Annotated in this window: 17 protein-coding genes, 3 rRNA genes and 2 riboswitches; of the genes, 4 read left to right on the top strand and 16 right to left on the bottom strand. The window is 41.8% G+C overall.

What is annotated here, in order from left to right; genetic code table 11:
* Positions 1–194: 194 nt before the first annotated feature.
* From rrf to V514_RS0115305, 4 genes are all read right to left on the bottom strand, one after another.
* A 5S ribosomal RNA gene (gene rrf, locus V514_RS0115320) occupies positions 195–310 on the bottom strand.
* A gap of 117 nt (positions 311–427) precedes the next feature.
* Positions 428–3356 (bottom strand): 23S ribosomal RNA (locus V514_RS0115315).
* A gap of 191 nt (positions 3357–3547) precedes the next feature.
* Positions 3548–5103, bottom strand: a 16S ribosomal RNA gene (locus V514_RS0115310).
* Together the 16S, 23S and 5S rRNA genes form the textbook arrangement of a ribosomal RNA operon.
* 486 nt (positions 5104–5589) lie before the next feature.
* Positions 5590–6900, bottom strand: coding sequence for an NCS2 family permease (locus V514_RS0115305; protein WP_029500761.1), 1311 nt, complete (start codon positions 6898–6900; stop codon positions 5590–5592).
* A 102-nt stretch (positions 6901–7002) separates the two neighbouring features.
* Positions 7003–7104, bottom strand: a riboswitch (purine riboswitch).
* A gap of 185 nt (positions 7105–7289) precedes the next feature.
* On the opposite strand from V514_RS0115305, the gene V514_RS19330 reads away from it, so the two are divergent.
* A complete protein-coding gene (locus tag V514_RS19330) occupies positions 7290–7913 on the top strand; it encodes a pentapeptide repeat-containing protein (protein ID WP_029500760.1) in 624 nt (207 codons plus the stop codon).
* Positions 7914–7949: 36 nt separating this feature from the next.
* On the opposite strand, the gene V514_RS0115295 is transcribed toward V514_RS19330, so the two are convergent.
* Together V514_RS0115295 and apf are read right to left on the bottom strand one after the other, a co-directional pair.
* Positions 7950–8762: an alpha/beta fold hydrolase gene (locus tag V514_RS0115295; protein ID WP_051392492.1), complete on the bottom strand. Its 813-nt coding sequence runs from the start codon at positions 8760–8762 to the stop codon at positions 7950–7952.
* Positions 8763–8987: 225 nt separating this feature from the next.
* Complete coding sequence (gene apf / locus V514_RS0115290; protein ID WP_029500758.1) at positions 8988–9617, bottom strand: aggregation-promoting factor; 630 nt, start codon at positions 9615–9617, stop codon at positions 8988–8990.
* 592 nt (positions 9618–10209) lie between these two features.
* On the opposite strand from apf, the gene V514_RS0115285 reads away from it, so the two are divergent.
* From V514_RS0115285 to V514_RS0115275, 3 genes are read left to right on the top strand one after another with little or no spacing between them, the layout of a single operon-like run.
* Complete coding sequence (locus V514_RS0115285; RefSeq protein WP_029500757.1) at positions 10210–10536, top strand: PadR family transcriptional regulator; 327 nt, start codon at positions 10210–10212, stop codon at positions 10534–10536.
* A gap of 3 nt (positions 10537–10539) precedes the next feature.
* Complete coding sequence (locus V514_RS0115280; protein ID WP_029500756.1) at positions 10540–10881, top strand: DUF1048 domain-containing protein; 342 nt, start codon at positions 10540–10542, stop codon at positions 10879–10881.
* 10 nt (positions 10882–10891) lie between these two features.
* Positions 10892–12289 (top strand): aminotransferase class I/II-fold pyridoxal phosphate-dependent enzyme, encoded by a 1398-nt coding sequence (locus tag V514_RS0115275; RefSeq protein WP_029500755.1) that lies wholly within the window; start codon positions 10892–10894, stop codon positions 12287–12289.
* Positions 12290–12442: 153 nt separating this feature from the next.
* Here the strand turns inward: V514_RS0115275 and V514_RS0115265 are convergent, their stop codons facing one another.
* The 10 genes from V514_RS0115265 to V514_RS0115220 form a co-directional block, all read right to left on the bottom strand.
* Positions 12443–13768 carry a radical SAM/SPASM domain-containing protein gene (locus V514_RS0115265; protein ID WP_029500754.1) on the bottom strand — a complete coding sequence of 442 codons (1326 nt, stop codon included), beginning with the start codon at positions 13766–13768 and terminating at the stop codon, positions 12443–12445.
* Between the two features lie 261 nt (positions 13769–14029).
* Complete coding sequence (locus V514_RS20070; protein ID WP_081715076.1) at positions 14030–14170, bottom strand: GMP synthase (glutamine-hydrolyzing); 141 nt, start codon at positions 14168–14170, stop codon at positions 14030–14032.
* A gap of 167 nt (positions 14171–14337) precedes the next feature.
* Positions 14338–15891, bottom strand: a complete 1554-nt coding sequence (guaA, locus tag V514_RS0115255) for a glutamine-hydrolyzing GMP synthase (protein ID WP_029500753.1) — start codon at positions 15889–15891, stop codon at positions 14338–14340.
* 136 nt (positions 15892–16027) lie between these two features.
* Positions 16028–16129, bottom strand: a riboswitch (purine riboswitch).
* Between the two features lie 34 nt (positions 16130–16163).
* Positions 16164–18344 (bottom strand): transglutaminase domain-containing protein, encoded by a 2181-nt coding sequence (locus tag V514_RS0115250; RefSeq protein WP_029500752.1) that lies wholly within the window; start codon positions 18342–18344, stop codon positions 16164–16166.
* Positions 18344–19495 carry a DUF58 domain-containing protein gene (locus V514_RS0115245; protein WP_235073477.1) on the bottom strand — a complete coding sequence of 384 codons (1152 nt, stop codon included), beginning with the start codon at positions 19493–19495 and terminating at the stop codon, positions 18344–18346. Before V514_RS0115245 ends, V514_RS0115250 begins: the two co-directional genes overlap by 1 nt.
* A 56-nt stretch (positions 19496–19551) precedes the next feature.
* Complete coding sequence (locus tag V514_RS0115240) at positions 19552–20502, bottom strand: AAA family ATPase (RefSeq protein ID WP_029500750.1); 951 nt, start codon at positions 20500–20502, stop codon at positions 19552–19554.
* Positions 20503–20625: 123 nt separating this feature from the next.
* Complete coding sequence (locus V514_RS0115235) at positions 20626–21321, bottom strand: ABC transporter ATP-binding protein (protein WP_051392491.1); 696 nt, start codon at positions 21319–21321, stop codon at positions 20626–20628.
* Positions 21321–22127 carry an ABC transporter permease gene (locus V514_RS0115230; RefSeq protein ID WP_029500748.1) on the bottom strand — a complete coding sequence of 269 codons (807 nt, stop codon included), beginning with the start codon at positions 22125–22127 and terminating at the stop codon, positions 21321–21323. Before V514_RS0115230 ends, V514_RS0115235 begins: the two co-directional genes overlap by 1 nt.
* Complete coding sequence (locus V514_RS0115225) at positions 22127–22588, bottom strand: nitrous oxide reductase accessory protein NosL (RefSeq protein ID WP_235073469.1); 462 nt, start codon at positions 22586–22588, stop codon at positions 22127–22129. The genes V514_RS0115230 and V514_RS0115225 overlap by 1 nt, the downstream gene beginning before the upstream one ends.
* Positions 22585–23865 (bottom strand): right-handed parallel beta-helix repeat-containing protein, encoded by a 1281-nt coding sequence (locus V514_RS0115220; RefSeq protein WP_029500746.1) that lies wholly within the window; start codon positions 23863–23865, stop codon positions 22585–22587. The genes V514_RS0115225 and V514_RS0115220 overlap by 4 nt, the downstream gene beginning before the upstream one ends.
* Positions 23866–23917: the final 52 nt, after the last annotated feature.

Here is a 23917-nt window from a genome sequence, read left to right as displayed (position 1 = left end):
CGAGAGGATGTTTTCACTGTCAATACCACTTATTTCAATTTTCTGATATTTTAAGGTTCATGTGAAAAAACGCACATTTTCGCTATATAATAGAAGGAAGTCAAAATTTTCTAATAATAGTAGCTCATAGAAAAAAGTAAAAAATATTTTTTTAACGCACAAAAAAAGCACCGATAAAAATCGGTACTTCGTGTGCCTAGCAACGTCCTACTCTCGCAGGGGGAAACCCCCAACTACCATCGGCGCTAAAGAGCTTAACTACTGTGTTCGGCATGGGAACAGGTGTGACCTCTTTGCCATCATCACTAGACTTACGTACAAGGATGTACTGACTTACGCGTTACAACATGGACGTTGTGAACTTAGCGTAAGTTCCTTGAAAGAATTGTTCTTTCAAAACTGGATAAAATGTGACATGAAAGTATATTTGGTTAAGTCCTCGACCTATTAGTATTCGTCAACTCCGTATGTCGCCATACTTCCATCTCGAACCTATCTACCTGATCGTCTTTCAGGGGTCTTACTTACTTGCGTAATGGGAAATCTCATCTTGAGGGGGGCTTCATGCTTAGATGCTTTCAGCACTTATCCCGTCCACACATAGCTACCCAGCGATGCCTTTGGCAAGACAACTGGTACACCAGCGGTGTGTCCATCCCGGTCCTCTCGTACTAAGGACAGCTCCTCTCAAATTTCCTACGCCCACGACGGATAGGGACCGAACTGTCTCACGACGTTCTGAACCCAGCTCGCGTACCGCTTTAATGGGCGAACAGCCCAACCCTTGGGACCGACTACAGCCCCAGGATGCGATGAGCCGACATCGAGGTGCCAAACCTCCCCGTCGATGTGGACTCTTGGGGGAGATAAGCCTGTTATCCCCAGGGTAGCTTTTATCCGTTGAGCGATGGCCCTTCCATGCGGAACCACCGGATCACTAAGCCCGTCTTTCGACCCTGCTCGACTTGTAGGTCTCGCAGTCAAGCTCCCTTGTGCCTTTACACTCTGCGAATGATTTCCAACCATTCTGAGGGAACCTTTGGGCGCCTCCGTTACCTTTTAGGAGGCGACCGCCCCAGTCAAACTGTCTGCCTGACACTGTCTCCCACCCCGATAAGGGGTGCGGGTTAGAAGTTCAATACATTTAGGGTAGTATCCCAACAACGCCTCCACCGAAACTGGCGTTCCGGTCTCTCAGGCTCCTACCTATCCTGTACAAAATGTATCAAAATTCAATATCAAGCTACAGTAAAGCTCCATGGGGTCTTTCCGTCCTGTCGCGGGTAACCTGCATCTTCACAGGTACTATAATTTCACCGAGTCTCTCGTTGAGACAGTGCCCAAATCGTTACGCCTTTCGTGCGGGTCGGAACTTACCCGACAAGGAATTTCGCTACCTTAGGACCGTTATAGTTACGGCCGCCGTTTACTGGGGCTTCAATTCTCAGCTTCGCTTGCGCTAACCAATCCTCTTAACCTTCCAGCACCGGGCAGGCGTCAGCCCCTATACATCACCTTACGGTTTAGCAGAGACCTGTGTTTTTGATAAACAGTCGCTTGGGCCTATTCACTGCGGCTCTCTCGGGCTTGCACCCTACCAGAGCACCCCTTATCCCTAAGTTACGGGGTCATTTTGCCGAGTTCCTTAACGAGAGTTCTCTCGCTCACCTTAGGATTCTCTCCTCGACTACCTGTGTCGGTTTGCGGTACGGGCACCTCTCACCTCGCTAGAGGCTTTTCTTGGCAGTGTGAAATCAGGAACTTCGCTCTAAGAGCTTCGCTATCACAGCTCAATGTTAAAGAGTGCGGATTTGCCTACACTCACACCTCACTGCTTAGACGCGCATAACCAACAGCGCGCTTACCCTATCCTACTGCGTCCCCCCATTACTCAAATGGTGAGGAGGTGGTACAGGAATATCAACCTGTTATCCATCGCCTACGCCTATCGGCCTCGGCTTAGGTCCCGACTAACCCTGAGCGGACGAGCCTTCCTCAGGAAACCTTAGTCATTCGGTGGATGGGATTCTCACCCATCTTTCGCTACTCATACCGGCATTCTCACTTCTAAGCGCTCCACCAGTCCTTACGATCTGACTTCACAGCGATTAGAACGCTCTCCTACCACGGACATCTGAGATGTCCATCCACAGCTTCGGTGAATCGTTTAGCCCCGATACATTTTCGGCGCAGCGTCACTCGACCAGTGAGCTATTACGCACTCTTTAAATGATGGCTGCTTCTGAGCCAACATCCTGGTTGTCTAAGCAACGTCACATCCTTTTCCACTTAACGATTACTTGGGGACCTTAGCTGGTGGTCTGGGCTGTTTCCCTTTTGACTACGGATCTTATCACTCGCAGTCTGACTCCCGCGTATAAATCATTGGCATTCGGAGTTTGTCTGAATTCGGTAATCCGGGATGGACCCCTAGTCCAAACAGTGCTCTACCTCCAAGATTCTTAGCCGCGAGGCTAGCCCTAAAGCTATTTCGGAGAGAACCAGCTATTTCCAGGTTCGATTGGAATTTCTCCGCTACCCACACCTCATCCCCGCACTTTTCAACGTACGTGGGTTCGGGCCTCCAGTAAGTGTTACCTTACCTTCACCCTGGACATGGGTAGATCACCTGGTTTCGGGTCTACAACCACATACTCATTCGCCCTATTCAGACTCGCTTTCGCTACGGCTCCGCCTTATCAGCTTAACCTTGCATGGGATCGTAACTCGCCGGTTCATTCTACAAAAGGCACGCTATCACCCATTAACGGGCTCTAACTACTTGTAGGCACATGGTTTCAGGATCTCTTTCACTCCCCTTCCGGGGTGCTTTTCACCTTTCCCTCACGGTACTGGTTCACTATCGGTCACTAGAGAGTATTTAGCCTTGGGAGATGGTCCTCCCAGATTCCGACGGAATTTCACGTGTTCCGCCGTACTCAGGATCCACTCTGGAGGGAATGAACTTTCAACTACAGGACTGTTACCTTCTTTGGTGGGCCTTTCCATGCCGCTTCGCTTAACTCATTCCTTTGTAACTCCGTATAGAGTGTCCTACAACCCCAAGGAGCAAGCTCCTTGGTTTGGGCTCTTCCCGTTTCGCTCGCCGCTACTAAGGGAATCGAATTTTCTTTCTCTTCCTTCAGGTACTTAGATGTTTCAGTTCCCTGAGTCTGCCATCATCACGCTATGAATTCACGTGTAGATACTGTCCTATTAAAAACAGTGGGTTCCCCCATTCGGAAATCTCCGGATCAAAGCTCACTTACAGCTCCCCGAAGCATATCGGTGTTAGTGCCGTCCTTCATCGGCTTCTAGTGCCAAGGCATCCGCCATGCGCCCTTAATAACTTAACCTATATAAGTTATTAAGCCTAAAAATTAAAACTTAATAATAAAAAAATCTATAATAGAAATTTGTTTGTTACTTTCAATGTCGTTTTATCCAGTTTTCAAAGAACAAGTTTTAGAAGATTCATAAACCTTCAAAACTGAACAGCAAGTGTAATCGTAGATGACCGAGTCATCTATTCCGTAATAATCCTTAGAAAGGAGGTGATCCAGCCGCACCTTCCGATACGGCTACCTTGTTACGACTTCACCCCAATCATCTATCCCACCTTAGACGGCTGGCTCCATAAATGGTTACCCCACCGGCTTCGGGTGTTACAAACTCTCGTGGTGTGACGGGCGGTGTGTACAAGGCCCGGGAACGTATTCACCGCGGCATGCTGATCCGCGATTACTAGCGATTCCGGCTTCATGTAGTCGAGTTGCAGACTACAATCCGAACTGAGAACGGTTTTATGAGATTGGCTAACCCTCGCGGGCTTGCAGCTCTCTGTACCGTCCATTGTAGCACGTGTGTAGCCCAGGTCATAAGGGGCATGATGATTTGACGTCATCCCCACCTTCCTCCGGTTTGTCACCGGCAGTCTCCTTAGAGTGCCCAACTAAATGATGGCAACTAAGAATAAGGGTTGCGCTCGTTGCGGGACTTAACCCAACATCTCACGACACGAGCTGACGACAACCATGCACCACCTGTCACCAATGTCCCCGAAGGGAAAGTCTTATCTCTAAGACGGTCATTGGGATGTCAAGACCTGGTAAGGTTCTTCGCGTTGCTTCGAATTAAACCACATGCTCCACCGCTTGTGCGGGCCCCCGTCAATTCCTTTGAGTTTCAACCTTGCGGTCGTACTCCCCAGGCGGAGTGCTTAATGCGTTAGCTGCAGCACTAAGGGGCGGAAACCCCCTAACACTTAGCACTCATCGTTTACGGCGTGGACTACCAGGGTATCTAATCCTGTTTGCTCCCCACGCTTTCGCGCCTCAGTGTCAGTTACAGACCAGACAGTCGCCTTCGCCACTGGTGTTCCTCCAAATCTCTACGCATTTCACCGCTACACTTGGAATTCCACTATCCTCTTCTGCACTCAAGTTCCCCAGTTTCCAATGACCCTCCACGGTTGAGCCGTGGGCTTTCACATCAGACTTAAGAAACCACCTGCGCGCGCTTTACGCCCAATAAATCCGGACAACGCTTGCCACCTACGTATTACCGCGGCTGCTGGCACGTAGTTAGCCGTGGCTTTCTAATAAGGTACCGTCAAGGCGCGTTCATTACCTAACGCACTTGTTCTTCCCTTACAACAGAGTTTTACGATCCGAAAACCTTCATCACTCACGCGGCGTTGCTCCATCAGACTTTCGTCCATTGTGGAAGATTCCCTACTGCTGCCTCCCGTAGGAGTTTGGGCCGTGTCTCAGTCCCAATGTGGCCGATCACCCTCTCAGGTCGGCTATGCATCGTTGCCTTGGTAGGCCGTTACCCTACCAACTAGCTAATGCACCGCGGGCCCATCCTGTAGTGACGCCGAAGCGCCTTTTAGCTTAAAGCCATGAGGCTAAAAGAGTTATCCGGTATTAGCTCCGGTTTCCCGAAGTTATCCCAGTCTACAGGGCAGGTTGCCCACGTGTTACTCACCCGTCCGCCGCTAGGTTGTTTGAAATGCAAGCATTCCAAACAACCTCGCTCGACTTGCATGTATTAGGCACGCCGCCAGCGTTCGTCCTGAGCCAGGATCAAACTCTCCATAAAAAGTGTTTGAAAGCTCATTTGCTTTGCTAGCGTTATCTTGCTTGATAACATTTTTTTCGATTCTTATTGAACCGAATTTATTGTGATTACATCTTGCTTGTTCAGTTTTCAAGGTTCATGTCGTTCGCCGTTATCTTAACGACTCATTTATTATATCATCATAACTTTTCAGAAGTCAACAACTTTTTTAAAAAAGTTTTTTTATGATGTTTTGTTGTTTACACAAATTTTATATAATAACAATTGTTTCCAGGCTTGTCAATCATTTTTTATAACACTGCTTGCCAATCAACGTTTTCTACTATACTACCTGTTTTATAACCTGTCAACAATTTTCTTTTCCTTTTCTCTTTCTTCTATAGAATATAATGATTTGTTCACTACATCACAAACTTCATTATCTATTTCAACATTTTTTCTTCTATCAATTAAACAAAAAAATCAGGAAGCACATTTTACTGCGCTTCCTGATTTTTATTTTCCCTCTTATCGTACCCAGATAAAGTAAGCCAAGAACACAAAGAACATTGCATACATTAATGGATGAACTTCTTTACGACGACCTGCTAAAATCATTGTGATTGGGTAGAAAATGAAACCTACTGCGATACCAGTCGCAATACTGTAGCCTAGTGGCATCATAAACATTGTTAAAAATGCCGGAACAGCGATTTCAAAGTCATTCCATTCAATTAAGCGTAATGATGACACCATCAGTACACCGACCATTACTAATGCTGGTGCAGTTACTGCGCTTGTTAAAACATCTAATAACGGGAAGAAGAATAACGATAGCGCAAACAAAATAGCTACGACTACAGAAGAGAAACCTGAACGTGCACCTGCTGCTACGCCTGAAGTTGATTCAACATAAGCAGTCGTAGTTGATGTACCAAATAATGAACCGATTGTTGTACCAAGTGCATCGGCCATTAATGCACGACCTGCGCGTGGCATTGTACCATCTTTACGAATTAAGCCTGCTTTATCTGCTACAGCCATTAACGTGCCAGCTGTATCAAAGAAATCAACGAATAAGAATGTTAACACAACGATTAAAAATTGTGTGTTTAATAGTGAACCAAAATCGTTAATGATTGGATCAAGCGCTACACCAAATGTTGAAGAAACACTCGGTACAGCTGAAACGATTGCATCTGGTGTTTTAACAACACCCGTTACCATACCAACGATTGCCGTAATAACAATTGTGAAGAAAATACCGCCACTTACTTTTTTCGTTAAGAAAACAACCGCTAGAACGATACCAAAGACTGCTAATAATACGCTTCCTTCTGTAAAGTCGCCTAATGTTACTAATGTTGCCTCATCAGCAACAATAATACCGGCACCTTTTAAACCAACGAATGTAATAAACAAACCGATACCTGCTGATACCGCGTATTTTAATTGTTGTGGAATCGCATTAATAATTGTTTCACGAACACCTGTTAATGATAAAAGAATAAAAATAATACCTGAGAAGAATACGCCTGTTAAACCAGTTTGCCATGGGATACCGTATGTTAATACAACAGTATAAGCAAAGAAAGCATTTAAGCCCATACCTGGTGCAAGTGCGATTGGGAATTTCGCAAGAACCCCCATAATTAACGAACCTACGATGGCTGCAAGAGCAGTTGCTACGAATACAGCGCCTTTATCCATCCCCGCATCAGCTAAAATTAGTGGGTTAACCGCTAAAATATACGCCATTGCTAAGAATGTTGTGACACCCCCAATGATTTCTCGGCCATACGTTGTGCCAAGCTCATCAAATTGGAAATATTTTTTCATGATACTTAATTCCTCCGATGTCGTCTTTGGAAAAAAAGAAAAGAGGTATGCGACAGTTTTTGCCGTATACCTCAACGATTTCTGCAAGTGCAGAGAGAAGAAACGCGTTGTTCCTTCAATCGTAGTCAAATCATTTACGGTGATTTGGTAGAAACTTTCGAGCCTTATTCTCGATTTTATACGACGACGTTATTTGATTACAGTGCTAATATAACACGACTTTTATGTCCTTTCAATACATTTCACGAACATTTATTATTTTTTTAATATTATAGTTCGTGAATTACTAATATTTTCTAATTACCTAAACGATAAAGTGATTATCTCTTGCATTTTTTGAGCAAAATTAGTACTAATTAAAGAAAATAGTTTAGAAGGAGGAAGTTTATATGCATTACACTGCACCATCAGCAAAATATACACAAATAATTTCAGACAAGCGCATTTGGTTAAGTGATATTATCGAGCCTACACACTTTATTGAATGCGTCATTATGTGGGACGACTCAACAAACCAACTACACGATGTGCTCTTTGAAAACTGTCAGTTCCAAGAATGTGATTTTTCAAACTTTGAGGTGCTTGATGTCGTATTTAAGAAATGTGATTTATCAAATGTTTTATTTCATAGCGCGATTTTGTATCGCACTGAATTTTATCAAGCTAAGCTACTTGGTACTGAATTTTTACAAACGACGATGAAACATGTTGGCTTCTTTGATTCGATTATCAACTATGGGCAATTTTCCGACAGTAAATTTAAAGAATGTCAATTTAGCAAATGCGAATTAAAGGAAACACTGTTCCGTTATGTGACGCTAGGTGATGTGCTCTTTAACTATTGTGAGTTACATGACAGTGATTTTGCAGAAACATCGTTTAAAGGAATCGACCTTTCTACATGTGAATTTGAGCATATTCAAATTGACGCTGATGCATTGCGTGGCCTGACAATCCGTTTTGACCAAGCAGCCAGTCTTCTTCCTCCACTCGGTGTCACAATTAAATATTAAAAAAGAGGCCTCCTCATATGAAGGGGACCTCTTTTTTTATGCGCTGGCATACTGATCAACAAATGCCAGCAACATTTTATTAAATTCGACAGGATCTTCTAAATGCGGCAGATGTCCTGATGTTTCAAATATATAGAAATGCCCCGTTTGCACATACTTTGCACATTCTTCAGCATGTTGATGCGACCAATACGCACTATGCTCACAGCCAACAAATAATATCGGTACCGTAATACGCGGCAACATATCTAGCCAATTTTCAAAGAAGTGATTAAACAATAATGGCTTTGTAGCGATGTAATCGAATTGATGATCTTGCTTTTTATAATGTGCCAGCTTTTCGCGAATAACAATATCAATATCTTTGAATGTCGTTTCCGGTAAATCACGTGTTAATGTCTCGTTAAAATTATCATATGTCACATCATACATACCATACTTCCACGTTTTATCATTAATCATTTTTGGTGTTTGGTCAACAGACATGATGGCGCGCACATTTTTCACACTATGGAGCATGATATAAGCATATATAGTAGACATTCCTTGCGAATGCCCTATCAAAATAGGTTTCCTTAGCTCGAGTAACTCTAATAAATGATGTAAATCTTCCCCGTGACGCGCAATATGCTGCCCATAGCTTACATTTTGTGAGGCACCATGATTACGTCGGTCAAAACCAATGATGCGAAAACCGCCATATGCAAGTAGCGCTTCTACTTGATTAAACCAAGATTTTGCATTACCGCCGTATCCTGCAATTAACACAACCGGCTGTCCTTCGCCGATATCAAAATAAGAAAGTGTTGCGTGGTCACTCGTCACAAAATAATTCATTTGAAATTCCATGCATACTTCACCCTTTATCTAGACATTTACCTATTTAATACCCGTTGAAAATAACGATAAACGACACAAAAAAGAGGCTGGGACAAAACAGTTCATTTTCCTTTTTTAAGGTTCGCAACAAAAAACCGGAACCGCGCCACAGCACGATTCCGGTTTTTCTTATGCTCATCTGAGTTGGTATTTTTACACGTATGTCCCAGTCTCTTTAAATTACTAGACTACTTCCTAGTACCAACCGTTTTTAACCCAGAAAGATTTAGCTGCTTCCCATGAACCGTAACGTTGTTTAACGTAGTTGTTTGCAACACGTTCTTGGTTAGCTGCAGAGTAATCACCGTTTAAGTATGATTTATCTAATTGGTAACGACCGATGTATTTACCAGTTGCGCTACGTGCTGAGTATGAACCACCTGATTCTTTTCCTGCAATCCATTCTTTAGCTGAGCTAGATCCTGCTGAAGCTGTACGTTTATATGATTGAGTAGCTGGTTTTTTATAAGTTGATTTTTGTGTATAAGATTTTTGCGTATTATATGCTGGTTTTTTATAAGTTGTTTGTGTTTTAGGTGCACTGTAAGTTGTTGTGGCTTGTGAAGTCTTTGTCACAGCTTGTCCTTTTGAAGGAATTGTTAAACGCGTACCAACATAAATCATGTTAGGGTTAGAAATTCCATTTGCTGAAGCAATACTGTTTACTAGAGAGAAGTCACCAACATATTTTTGAGAAATCTTTGCTAAAGTGTCTCCTGACTGAACTGTATATGCTGTTTGTGCGCTCGCATTTGAAGCTCCTGCAAATGCTGCTAATCCTACGGCTAATGTTGTTCCGGCTACTAAAGCTTTGATTGATTTCATATTAAATAATTTTCCACCTTTTTTTAAGTTTTGTCACTTTCACGTCTTGTCTTGCACGCTTATATTTTTCTGCGCTTCGTTTGCGCTCGCTTTTTTTAAGCTGACATAAGATTACCACGCTAAACTTTGACATAGAATACGGAAATATTACAAAAAGATTAAGAGAGATGCGTTTTATTACAAATCGTAGTAATTTATATAGAAAATTCAGATTATTAATGTCGTTTTTCTACTATTTTTTATTGTTATTCAATAAAAAATGACGTTTTATGGCTATTTAAAAAAGTTTTAAAAAAAAATAAAAAAATCGAATTTCTGCTATTTTTTTATTTTTCGACTGTTTTAACTAGATTTTTCTTCTTTTAAAGGTTAAATAAGGGATTTTTTTCATAAAAGACTTTTCTTTTTTAATCTATATAGACTTAATTTTTTTTTATTTTTTATTCTTTTTTATTTTTTAATAAGTAAAATGACTTAAAAAATAAAAAAGAGTGATAATTAACGGTTCAATTCCTTTACATCACACTACTACGTGTTACTATATAGTTAGTAGTAAGTAGTACTTAATAGCTTGAAATGTGAGGTGTAATTTATGGAAAACACAACGGAGATGCTAAAAGGTGTATTGGAAGGATGCGTACTCGAAATTATTAGTCGCGGTGAAACATACGGTTACGAAATCACAGAGACACTTAGGCAGGCTGGTTTCTCTGATATTGTAGAGGGTACGGTTTATACAATTACGATGCGCCTTGAAAAAAATAATTATGTAACGATTGAAAAAAAACCTTCTACGATTGGTCCACCGAGAAAATTTTATACACTTAATGAGGCTGGTGAACAGCAACTTAAACTTTTTTGGGCAAAATGGGATTTTATTTCAACGAAAATTAATAAACTAAAATTAAATGAGGTGTAAAACATGAGCTTTTTCGAAAAAATTGTTGGAAGCTTTGATGAGAAAAAAGAATGGCGCGCAATTGAGGCACGCGCAAAAGCGTTGCCAAATGATTACGCTAATGCCTTTAAAGCTATTCAAAAGTATATGTGGTCAACAGATGGGGCGACAGATTGGCAAGATAGCAAACGTATTTACAATAGCTTACTCGATTTATTTGAAGAAGGTGCTGCTGAACAACGAAAAGTTACTGACTTAACGGGCGATGATGTCGCTACGTTCTGTGATGGGCTTATCGAAGATGTGGAAACGTGGAAAGATAAACCTCGCCAAAAATTAAACGATACGATTCGTAAAATGAAGTAGGGGTTGTATCATGAATCAACAACGAACACCGCTTTTTGATATGCTACAGCGCTATGCTTCAAATAAAACGACCTTTCATGTTCCTGGTCATAAAAACGGTACGGTCTTTCCTGAGCAGGCAGCGACTTATTTTCAACCTCTTTTGCAAATCGATGCCACTGAAATTACAGGGCTTGATGATTTGCATGCACCAGAAGAGGCGATTTTAGAAGCACAACAATTATTGCAGGCGCATTATCAATCACAAGCAAGCTATTTTTTAGTGAATGGCTCCACTGTCGGCAACTTGGCAATGATTTTAGCAACGATACAGCCACATGATGCGGTGCTCGTACAACGCAATTGTCACAAGTCGATTTTACATGGGCTTGAGCTTGCTGGCGCACAACCGATTTTTATTGCGCCTACTTATGATGCTGATTGGCAACTTGGTACGAGCTTATCAACGGAAAGTGTCGCGCAAGCTTTTGCTGATTTTCCACAGGCAAAAGCATTGCTTGTAACGTATCCAAATTACTACGGGCTCGCCCAACAAAACATTCGTGACATTATTGCTATTGCCCATGCACATGATGCAGTCGTTTTAGTAGATGAAGCGCACGGTGCTCATTTTACATTGCAGCAGTTTCCAGAAAGTGCGCTTCAACATGGTGCAGATGTCGTCATCCACTCGGCACATAAAACATTGCCGGCGATGACAATGGGCTCGTATTTGCATATCGGAAGCGCGCGCGTAGCACGTTCGCGCATTGAATATTATTTACAAATGCTCCAATCTAGTAGCCCGTCTTATCCAATTATGGGCTCGCTAGATATTGCGAGATTTTATTTAGCAAGTTATATAGAAGAAACTCCATTAATCGACTCGATTGAAACGTTTAAACATGCGCTTCATACAATTGATGGTATTCGCGTACTAGAAGCACCAGTGTATTGCGAACTCGATCCGCTTAAAGTAACAATCCAATCGACAAACCATGTTAGTGGCTATGCGCTCCAAGTTGCATTAGAAGCGGTTGGCATTTATCCAGAACTTGCGGATCCGTACAATGTCTTGCTCATACTGCCACTTGCTGTAACGGATTATACAGAGGTGCTACAAAAAATGGCATATGCTTTTTCTCAGCTCATACCCGAAACAATGCCAACTGTACACTATACACCACCGCATACAACGATGCTGGCGATGAGTTATACACAACTGCACACTGCAACAACAGAGTTTGTCCCATTAATAGAAGCAGTTGGTCGGATTAGTGCTGAAATGGTGACGCCCTATCCACCAGGGATTCCACTTATTATGTATGGTGAACGTATTGTTGATGCACACATTACTGCGATTGCTCAGTACGAGCGATTTCATGGTGGTGAGCAATTACAACAAGGACTATTGCGCGTTATCAAATAAAAAATGAGCCATGCACTTTGCATGGCTCATTTTTTATTAGTTTAAGTTACCTGGTACCGTTTTCATGATGCGACCAGAGTTTACTTTCTTCACTGGTGTCGTTGCCGGACGTAATACGCGCATAGTGTCACCTCCCTTCAAAAACATTCATTATTATGCTTGTTGTAAGCTGTTTTTCCATACGAGATTCAACACTTTTTTAATGTTCTTTTTCTCTGAAGGACATGGACGTTCGCCCGAGACAACACGGTACCACGGGCAATGATTACCTTGGCAAGATGGACGGAAGAAGCAAGACTGACAAACGGTATCTGTTTCTTCTCCTGATAATAACCATGAAGCAATTTTGTCATAATCTAAATCCATCGTACCATCGGCATTGAGATGCCCTACTTTATTCACTTCTTCATCAAGCACTGTCGTACATTTGTAGAGCTGTCCATCAGAACCAATGACCATCGCATTAGGTTTTGCGGCGTAACAGACAGCAGCTGTTGGATTTAGTGCACCCTCGACCATATTACTCATCGCAAGCCCTTTATCGATTGCTGTCTCTGTAAATTCCCAAATTTTTTTATTTGCGGTAATATGTGTGCACGTCGGAATTTCTTCGTCATTTGGACCACCCCAGCGACCAACTGGACGGAAAAATACACCAAAACGTTTATCATCTGCAAAATGTTCTTTTAAAAAGTCGATTAAATGCTCCGTCTCACGTAAATTGTCCTCATCAAAGTTGATACGGATGGTCATATTGAAGTCGCCCTCAACATCACGTAATGTTTTTAAATTATCCACAATACGCTCAAATGTACCTTGTCCACCAATCATGTGACGACGTGCATCATGGACTGCTTGTACACCATCGATTGTTACCATGTACTGCGAAACATTCCAAGACAATAATTTTTCAAATGTTTCACGGTTTAAGAAGTAGCCATTCGTTACAACGTCCGCAGAATAATGAATATTATGTTTCTCAGCGATTGTCATATATTCTTTTGATAATTCTTCGATAATCCCAAGCTCTAGTAATGGCTCGCCGCCAAACCAGCTAATGTGTAAATCATTTAATGTACCTGCACGCTCAGCTACTAACGCTTTGACGCCAGCTTTTGTGTCATCTGTCATGCGGCCTTTTGCGAATGACTCGTAGCAATAACGACAACGGAAGTTACATTGCTCCGTTGTCATTAAAATTAAATGCAGCATATCTGTGCGATGCATCGATTGGTGCAGTAAATCAGCGCGTTTCATTTCATCAATGGTATCTTTGACGATAAAGCCGCTATCAAATAGTGCCTGCTTTACTTCGGTATCAAGTGCCGGTGAACCTTGGCGTTTTAGTGCAGTCATGACTTCCTCGCGTTCATCTGCTTCGAAGTTCACGATAGCTCCTGTGTAGCTGTTGTAAACAACTATGCCGCCATCTTCTGTTTTTGTTAATGCGTTAAATTTTGATGGTATGTATGTTACCATGCTGTTTCCCCCTCATTCATTTCACTTTCGCCAATGAAATGATGTTTTTTGGCCTTCTAAACCAACTGGAGAACACAAAAAATCCACTCATATTTTCATTGCTAAATAAGAGTGGATTGCAGAAATAATCAATTGAATTTGAATGGATGGCTTTTTGCCTGAACGAGCGCGATGCGGATCAACCTAATTGACGCAAATTTTGCCAACGACAAAAAAACGTGCAACGAGCGATGATGCTGCGCTAGATTCACTTCAATTAGACTATTTCCATTCAGTTGTTGTAGGTGGCTTAGAAGTAATATCTTCTTGTACACGCATTGCTCGTTCGACTTCGCCTGAAATACGTGTCATGACAAATTCAATTTTATCGAACATAATTTTATTGATGTTATCATTTCGCATGCCTTTTCCCTCACAACTGTTTAGATTCTAATTGGTGTTACGTTTCCGTTTTTTACAAATGCGTACTGCGTTTGTAGATGAATTAAGTGTATAAATATTAGGAGCAGGTGTCAATAGCATACGAAAAAAAAGACTCTCGCATGATGCGAGAGTCTTATCTTTTTATCTTATTCCCACTCAATCGTTGCTGGTGGCTTCGATGTAATATCATACAGTACGCGGTTAACGTGGTCGACTTCGTTTACGATACGTACAGAGATTTTTTCAAGTACGTCGTAAGGAATACGAGCCCAGTCAGATGTCATACCGTCGATAGATGTTACGCCGCGGATACCGATTGCGTAGTCGTACGTACGGCCATCGCCCATAACACCAACTGAACGGATGTCTGGTAATACGCAGAAGTATTGCCAAATGTCGCGTTCAAGGCCGGCTTTTTTGATTTCGTCACGTAAGATGAAGTCAGCGTCACGTACGATTTCTAATTTATCTTCTGTTACTTCACCAAGTACACGAATACCTAGACCAGGACCTGGGAATGGTTGACGCCATACAACAGCTTCTGGAAGACCTAATTCAAGACCTAGTGCGCGCACTTCGTCTTTGAATAATGTGTTAAGTGGTTCGATTAATTCAAATTTCATGTCTTCAGGAAGACCGCCAACGTTGTGGTGAGATTTGATTGTTTGTGCAGTTGCTGTACCTGATTCGATAATATCTGTGTAAAGTGTACCTTGTGCTAAGAAGTCCATATCTTTAAGCTTCGCAGATTCTTCATCGAACACGTAAATGAATTCGTTACCGATAATTTTACGTTTTTGTTCTGGGTCAGAAACGCCTTTAAGTTTGTTCATGAAACGTTCACGTGCATCGATTTTGATTAATTTCATATCGAAGTCTTCTGTGAAAGTTTTCATAACTTGTTCTACTTCACCTTTACGGTTTAAGTTGTGGTCTACGAACATACAAGTTAATTGGTCACCAATGGCTTTGTGGATCAATACCGCTACAACAGATGAGTCAACGCCGCCTGAAAGTGCACAAAGAACTTGTTTATCGCCAACTTGTGCGCGGATTTTTTCGATTTCGATTTCGATGAAGTTCGCCATTGACCAGTCGCCTTTACAACCACAGATGTCCATTGCGAAGTGACGAAGTAAATCGTTACCGTATACAGAGTGACGTACTTCTGGGTGGAATTGTACAGCGTAGAATTTGCGTTCTGGGTTTGCCATCGCAGCAATCGGGCAAGAAGCGCTTGTTGCGATTGTCGTGAAACCTTCTGGTGTTTCTGTTACTAAGTCACCATGGCTCATCCATACAACTTGTTCTTCTGGCGTATCAGCGAATAATGCGTTTTCTGCTAACACTTTGATTTCAGCTTTACCATATTCACGGTGAGCAGCTTTTTCTACTTTACCGCCTAAAGTGTGAGACATTAATTGCATACCATAGCAAATACCTAAGATAGGTAAACCAAGTTCAAAGATTGCTTCATCGATTTTGAAAGCATTGTCGTCATAAACTGAGTTTGGACCACCTGAGAAAATGATACCTGTTGCGTTTAAGTCTTTTAATTCTTGCGCAGTAATTGTATGTGCGTGTAATTCACTGTAAACACCGAATTCACGAATACGACGTGTGATTAATTGATTGTATTGACTACCGAAATCAAGAACGATGATTTTTTCTTGATCTTTTAGTTGTGTGCTAGCTGACAACTTATTTCCACCTCTTCAATGTATTTTGTCTATAATTGATGACCCAATCTCTAAAAAAAGGACGCGCGAAAATAAACATTTTCTACACGTCCTCTCAACTGATAGGTGAATAGACGAAAATGCCTTACAGTAAGGGACTTCGTGCACTCACCTTCATAGTCAAGTCATTTACGGCAACTTGGTAGAAACATCCGATCCATATTATCGAACATATATGAGGGTAATTCAATTATAACTCTTTGAGCTAAGTGTACAATTTGACTGGCCTAAAATCAACCTCTTACTTTATTGATTAAATATTGCCAACTTTCTTTTAATTTATCCCATTGCATTGTTTCCACGCTTGGGTCGTAAATATAACGCTCATAATGCGCCACAAATTCTTTCATATGATGTTCGCCAAGCTGTGCATCAACGCGCTTCGCAAATTGTTGCAACGTTTCGCCATCTGCTTTTTTCAACCCATGCATCGCAAGAACTTTTAATAAGTCATTGTATGCTTGTTCGAGTGAGACGTCCGATTTTGTCGCGTAACGCGTTTCAATATAGCGTGGAATCCATTTTATACGTGTGCGCCATAAAATATAAGCTACCACAAGAAGCACTAGCGCTACAAGCCAAGGCCACCATGTGATGCCTTTTGTTGTTGCTGTGTCTGTTTGTGCTTGTTTTTCTTGTTCTTGCTGTTGCTGTTCTTGTTGTTGTGGCGTTGGTTTTTTCTCTTCTTCTGCCTTCGGTGCTTCTTCATCTGCAGATGCGTCTGCCGCATTGTCTGGCCGCGTATCATCTTCGACTTGGTCAAAGCCACTAAAGCCAATTGTCGGCTCAAACTGCATCCAACCAACACCAGGCATATACGCTTCTACCCATGAATGTGCATTGTTATTTGTCACTTCAAAATGTGTCGTATCACGTGTACTATCGACTACATCTCCTTCAGAAAAGCCTTTCACCCAGCGCGCTGGAATACCTTGTGTGCGCAGCATTACAACCATAGCTGTTGAGAAATTATCGCAGTAACCAACCTTCGTATCAAATAAAAATTGGTCAACATAATCTTGCCCTTCCTCTGGATAATCAACTTCATCGCGTGAGTAACGGAAGCCATTGACACTAAAATACGATTCGATTGCCGTCGTTTTATCATACACGCTCGTTTCATCTTTCGTAATCTCATGTGCTAATGCACGAACTCGTCGTGGCAATGATTGTGGAAGTTGTAAATATTTATCGAACTCGTCGCCTAAGCTTTCTAGCTCATGCATCGATGTTTTATTTAAATCGCTTAATTTATACACAGGCGTACTATAGCGCATACTATAGTTTTCGAGTGTTGTACGTTGTTCAGCATTTGTTGGACGAATCTTTTCCGTATCAAGTTCTACATAAAAACGATTATTGTCAAAATCATCTGACTCAATTTTACGCAGTCCGTATGGCTGTGCTAAAAATTGATATTGCTTATGCATTTCAATCGTCATTGTATCATTATTCGTAGTTGGTCCTGGCTTAATCGACAATGGCACACGCTCATCGTAATCAAATGAACGCACATAAATATCGCCATTTTTACGTTCCCACCCTTTGCCGGTATAAATATATTTCGTATCAACACGTAAATATTGTGGTTCTTTCGCCCAAACATCAAACACCGGTGTATCATCTAACTCAAAGCTACCACCAAGCTGCGTATCATCTTCTACATAACCAATTTTGCCGGTTGGTGTTAGCTGTTTATTAACCCAATCATTAATGGCCGCAATCGGTGCTGGAAGGTCAACTGCTGGTTCACTTTTTGGCATAACGTAAGCAAACGCACTGCTCACAACAATCATTAGTAATAGCGGTACCATAAGCTTAATGTAACGTAGCAATGTTGGCTGCATATGATGATTGACGAATACTTTCTCAATAAACAGCATACCAACTAAGAAGAAACCGACACACATTACGCGAATAAGTGGATAGGTCGCATCATATTCGGTAAATGTATCAATCGATGCTAAAAAGAAAATCGTCATAAAGAAAAATAAGAAAATCGAGTAGCGCACTGTGAGCCAATGATGGATTAAATAAATCGTCATCCATAAAAGCACAAGGAAAATAAACGTCCGCACGCTATCCGCTATATTATCAACATGAAGTGTCAGCAATGCCTTTGCACTCGACACAAATTCATCGAAGATTTTTGGAATGGCAGCCGGATCTAAATTGCCATGAATGTAAAAGACGATAAAACCAATAAAACCTATTTTCAGAACCGTATTGCACCATGCCGGCCAAATCGTAATCAAATTCGTCGCAAAACATAATATAACGAACGCCACAATTAATGGGAGATGCCCCGTTCCGGTTAACTCACTAATTGGTTCTAACCATTCATACAACATCAAAAATACGAGCGTGTACAACACAAGTAAACTCGCCCAGTGGAGGGTAGGTGATTTTTTCATTATGCCTTACCCCCTTCCAAAAATGCAGCCGCAAAGTGATTCGCTGGTACATAAACGATGCGCATTCCTCGTGTTGCAGCGCGTTTTTCAACCGCTGTTGCAACGTGGACTTCTTTTGGATTAACGAGCACAAAAATGACGCAATTTTTCGGTGTAGCCGCGGTATTTGACAGTGCTTCGACCCATTCATGTGTAAGCGTTGCTGTAATAAAATGTATAAGAGCTGCTTGTCGCAAATCTTCGTTGTACGAATAGATTTTTTGCGCATCAAATGTATTGGGCTGTACACCTGCTAAATGCACCATCAAATTTTGAAGCTGTTCATTTGTCTGTAAATTTTGAGCTACGTATGGACGTGTGCCTGCCGTCATATAGCTAAGTGACTCATGCTGTTTTTGTGCCGAAGCAAGTACCGATGCCGCAAATGCCACTTGTACTTCAAAATAATCGTTTGGCAATGTGTCGAGCACAATCCACGTACTGTCATCGCGGTACGGTTCAAATTCCTTCGTCTGTAACTTGCCGGTTTTCGCAAAGCTTTTCCAATGAATCCAACTCATGCGGTCGCCCGCTTCATAATCACGAATCCCTGCAACGACATTCGTATCTTTTAAACGACTTTGCAAGGCTTGCGCGCTACCTGGTGTTTTGTAGCGCAGTAGCTTTTTATAAACGACTGGCTGAATTTTTGGGAATACGATAACAGTCCGCTTCCCTTCAATAAACTTTGTTTTCTTTACCCAGCCAAAAAAGTCCGTCACGGTCACATAAACGCCGACAAGTTGATGCTCACCACGTGGCACATCTTGAATCGCATACGTCCACGTCACTTCTTTGCGGAAACCTACCGCAACGAGGCGGCGCGTTTCTTGTTGTTCGACTGTATCGAATACACCTTTTGGCAACACTTCTTCAACGATTACATAAAGAAGTGGTAGGCGATTGTTTCGCGTAAGCGTGACAGTCATCGTTAGCGTATCATGCTGTTCTAGTCTTCTATTTTCGGTCGAGCGCCTGACGTCAAACTGACTAATGGGCATAAACCATAGCACGATGGAATACACGAATGGCGGTACGAGCATATAAAAAATAAACCAACTCGTAAAACCACCTTGTAATAAGGCGTAGCAAAAAGCTACGATTAATAACACGATGACGAACACTAGCCTAAAGAGGGCTGATGAACTCAAACGCGTGTATTGCTTTTTCATAAGGCTTCAGACTTTCGTGTTGGTACGGCCGTATTAAGAACGATACGACCAACGATATCTTCTGCACTCACGTTGTCATAACGCGCTTCTGGTTTTAAAATCAGACGATGCGAGAACACAAACGGCGCTAAATATTGAATATCGTCTGGTGTCACAAACGTGCGTCCTTTTAATAATGTATAGGCTTGCGCGGCTTTCATTAACGCAATCGAGCCACGTGGACTTGCGCCTAAGTAAACATATGGATGCTCACGCGTCGCTTGTGCCAATGTGACGATATATTGTTTTACTAAATCATCGACGTGAATTTGCTTCACTTCTTGCTGTAAGTGAATAAGCTCTTCTAATGTCACAACTGATGCTAGCGTTTCAATTGGCTTCGTTGACTCTGCGCGGCGCAGCACTTCAATTTCATCTAAAATATCGGGATAACCCATTTTTAATTTTAATAAGAAGCGGTCAAGCTGTGCTTCTGGCAATGGGTACGTGCCTTCATATTCAATTGGGTTTTGTGTCGCCATGACGAAAAATGGTTTTGGTATTTCAATCGTTTCCCCATCAACAGTGACCGCAGCTTCCTCCATCCCTTCAAGCAATGCTGCTTGTGTTTTTGGCGAAGTACGGTTAATTTCATCGGCTAAGACAATATTCCCCATTAGCGGTCCTGGTCGAAATTCAAACTCCATATCTTTCGGATTGTAAATCGACACGCCGAGCACATCAGATGGTAGTAAATCCGGCGTAAATTGAATACGCTTAAATGTTGCACCAATCGATTTTGCGAGTGAACGTACCATCATTGTTTTACCGACACCGGGTACGTCTTCTAATAGTACGTGACCTTGTGCAAGCAATGCCACAACGCTTAATTCCGCGATATGACGTTTCCCGATCATTACTTTCTCAATATTATCAATGATTGCTTGTAGCTTTACCTGTGTATCCATACTTCATCCTCCAAGTGTTAATGATTATCAATTATACCATGTACCTACATTTTCTTTTGCTCCGAAAGTATTTGTTAAAAAGACTTAACAAAAAAAGAACCGCCTATCGGCAGCTCTTTTCTATTACTTATTTCTTATAGAACCAATTTCACGCATAAAAAGTTCCTCTAAATGTGTCGCTTGTCCTTGCTGCAAGACATCTTGTAGCGCACCAGTCATAAGCACCTGACCATCATGTAACAATAAGACATCATCTGCTAGTTCTTCAGCAAATGATAATAAATGCGTTGAAAATAAAATCGTTTTTCCCGCTTCTTTCTCCTCGCGTAAAATTTGCTTTAGTTCTGCAATCCATAATAGATCCAAACCATTTGTCGGCTCATCTAAAATAAGCAACTGCTCTTCACCAAGCAAGCTCTGCGCTAAGTTTAGACGCTGGCGCATCCCTCGTGAGTATTGACGTACACGTTGCTTTCTATGCTCCCACAAACCAACACGTTCTAGCACTTCCTGACAGCGCTCTTTCGGCAATTGTTTCATATTTGCGAGCAGTTGAATAATTTCCTGTGCGGTGAGGGCAAGCGGAAAATTGACGTCATCTGGCATATAACGAATCGATTTCTCATCAGCCCAAACAAACTCACCTGCATCAACCTCTTCTTCCTCAATCAGCAGGCGAATCAATGTCGATTTCCCCGCTCCGTTACCACCCGCAAGTGCGATAATCCGCCCTTCATTAAACGCGAAATCAATGCCATGAAGCCCTTGATTATTTGAATATTCACGTGTAATAGCTTTCCCTTCAACAATTACTGCCATTATACTTCACGTCCTTTTTTGCTTAAAATCCAGTTGGCTAACCCAAGCGGTATAATCACCCATAAGGCACTTAACATAATGAATAAGAAGTAGCCAAAGAATGATGTATAAAACTCCGTAAATTCATAAAATGCTGGTCCAAGAACAGTCGTTTGACCAGAGAACATAAAGTAACCGAAACGTAGCCACTCTGCCGGATTTAAATGAATCATAATAATCGTTAACCATTTAAGCATCGTACCAGACACGATTGTCCCAAGCGCCATTAAAATGTATGAGAACAGTAATAAACTTACCGCCCAAACAACGAGTGATAGCGATAAGGCGTGCAAGCGGTTTTTCGCAAGAACACCACAAAACACAGCAATTGCCGCGAAAATAAGCACCATAAAAATGGATAAGAAAATAAACACTGGCGGTAGTTGCATTTGTCCGGTAATACCCGACATCGTTAAGACAATACCAAACGCCAATAGTAAAATTAAAAAGAACGACAACACGATTGCGACATATTTACTCCATAGATAGCCAAAAATGCTCATCGGATACGTTTTGAGTAATGAATACCAACCCGATTCAATATCGCTCGCAACGCTCATACTACCAATCGTTAGTGTAAATAATGGTAGTAAAAACAATAGTAAGTTGAGGAAGCTCGCAATTTGGCGTGTAAAACCTTCGACCGGCATGGCCATTTGCTGAATGAGTGAAATCGCCGCAAAAATAACGACAAACAGTACGGCGACAAGTTGCATCCAGCGACTGCGTAGCATTTGCTTCCATTCTAGTTTAATGAATAAACCCATTATGCATGCCCACTCCAGTCCATCGCTTTGACATCTTCAAATGTCACGATTTTCCCTTTGCCTTCTGAATCAATAAATTTTTGTGCCTCATCTGTTGTTTTAAAGGCGATGACGCCATAGCTCATCGGTGTTGAAATCTCTTTATCGGATACATAAATTGCTTGATCGACTTCAACCCATGCTTCACCGCTAAAGTCTTTGACGAACGCTTCACCAATGTCTTTTTTATCCGTTTTATTATAGTATTCCATCAAACAGCCGATATCATCGAATGTTTCATAATCGCCATTTGCGAGCGCTACTTGACCAGCATATTTTTCAGCAGCGACACTCATATTACAAATCTTGCAAATATCGGTTGCTGGATTAATATCGCGCGCTTCGAGTTCTTTATCTCCGCAAGCACCTAATAGTAATGACGCAGCCATTGCACCTGCAAGCCACATTTTTTTCTTCATCATTGTTTAACACCCTTTCTCCAAAGGAAAATTGCGCCACCAAGCATGATAACGCCAAATAATAATGCCCATATATGGAATGACTGCTCCTTTTTAAAGTCGCTCGTTGGTTCCATCATCGGCGTGCTATCTACTAGCTGATTTTTCTCGACACGATTCGTTTGTTTGTCCATTTGATTGAGCATAACAACAGCTGGTGACTCGATAAAATATTGATACGCTGGTTCGCGTACCATCCACTGCCCAAAACTTTGTAGCGCGACATATTGCGTGTCGCCAACGCCGTTTTCGTCAATATCGTTGCCACCATAATCATCGTAATAGTTTTTATCGATGATGCTATCGCTACCATCTGAACGAATGTTTAAAATATTGCCGACAAAATCATTGCCTTCTACCGTATTATTTTTATCGGCTGCCGTAAATTCGATTGCTGTCTGATTAGATGAAAAGACATTATTACGAATTTGCGCATTTGTTAATGTTTGACTCAAAATTCCGGTACGGTTGCCCGAAAATGTATTTTGCTCCACAACAATATTTTCTGCATTGTAGAGCGTGAACCCTGATGAATTCCAATCCCACTGAATGCTAATCTTGTTATGACGCAGCTCCGCATTTTTTGCGAGCATCAACATAATACCCGTGACGTTGCGCGTTAACGTATTGCGTTCTGCCTTAATGCCGTCCGCATACATAAAATGCAGCCCATAGCGGCTATCGGTTGCGACGTTATCGGTGACCGTCACATTTTTCGTATGCTCTAAATAATACGCATCTTGTACCGATGTCACATTATTATGGGATAGTTCAATGTCATTACTTTTAAATACAGCTAAGCCATACCCTTTTGAGGCAAACTGGCCATCGATTCCTTTTAATGTTAAACCTTTAATCGTCACATCACTTGAATCATACACTTGGACTCCGCTAAACATTTGAATCATTTCTAGGCCGTCTAGTTTGACATGTGAAGAATTTTTCACAACTACGGCAGACCCCGATTGTAAAAATCGAAGTCCTTTTAGCGTAACATCTGTTGCATCCTTAATCGTAAATACCGGCTTGTCGCTATCAGACATTAACAACGTCTCATCGCCACCGGTAATCGTAATCGGTTTATTAATGACCGCCGTTTCCATGTAGTCGCGGTCAAATAGTTTTAATGTGCCGCCTTCTGGTGTTTTATCGATTTGCTGCTGCAATGTATCTGCGCTTGCAGGCAATGCGAAAAACAATAGACTGACGAAAAAGGCCATCAAAAAGCGCGGTCCTTTCACAGACTTGCCCTCCATTCGTTAGAAAAAGGCTGCTCATTTTGAACAGCCTTCA

This window comes from Kurthia huakuii LAM0618 (assembly GCF_000505545.1).
In the GTDB taxonomy this organism is placed as follows: Bacteria; Bacillota; Bacilli; order Bacillales_A; family Planococcaceae; genus Kurthia; species Kurthia huakuii.
The sequence above is the reverse complement of the archived record's forward strand: the minus strand, read 5'-3'. Positions and strand labels throughout refer to the sequence as shown.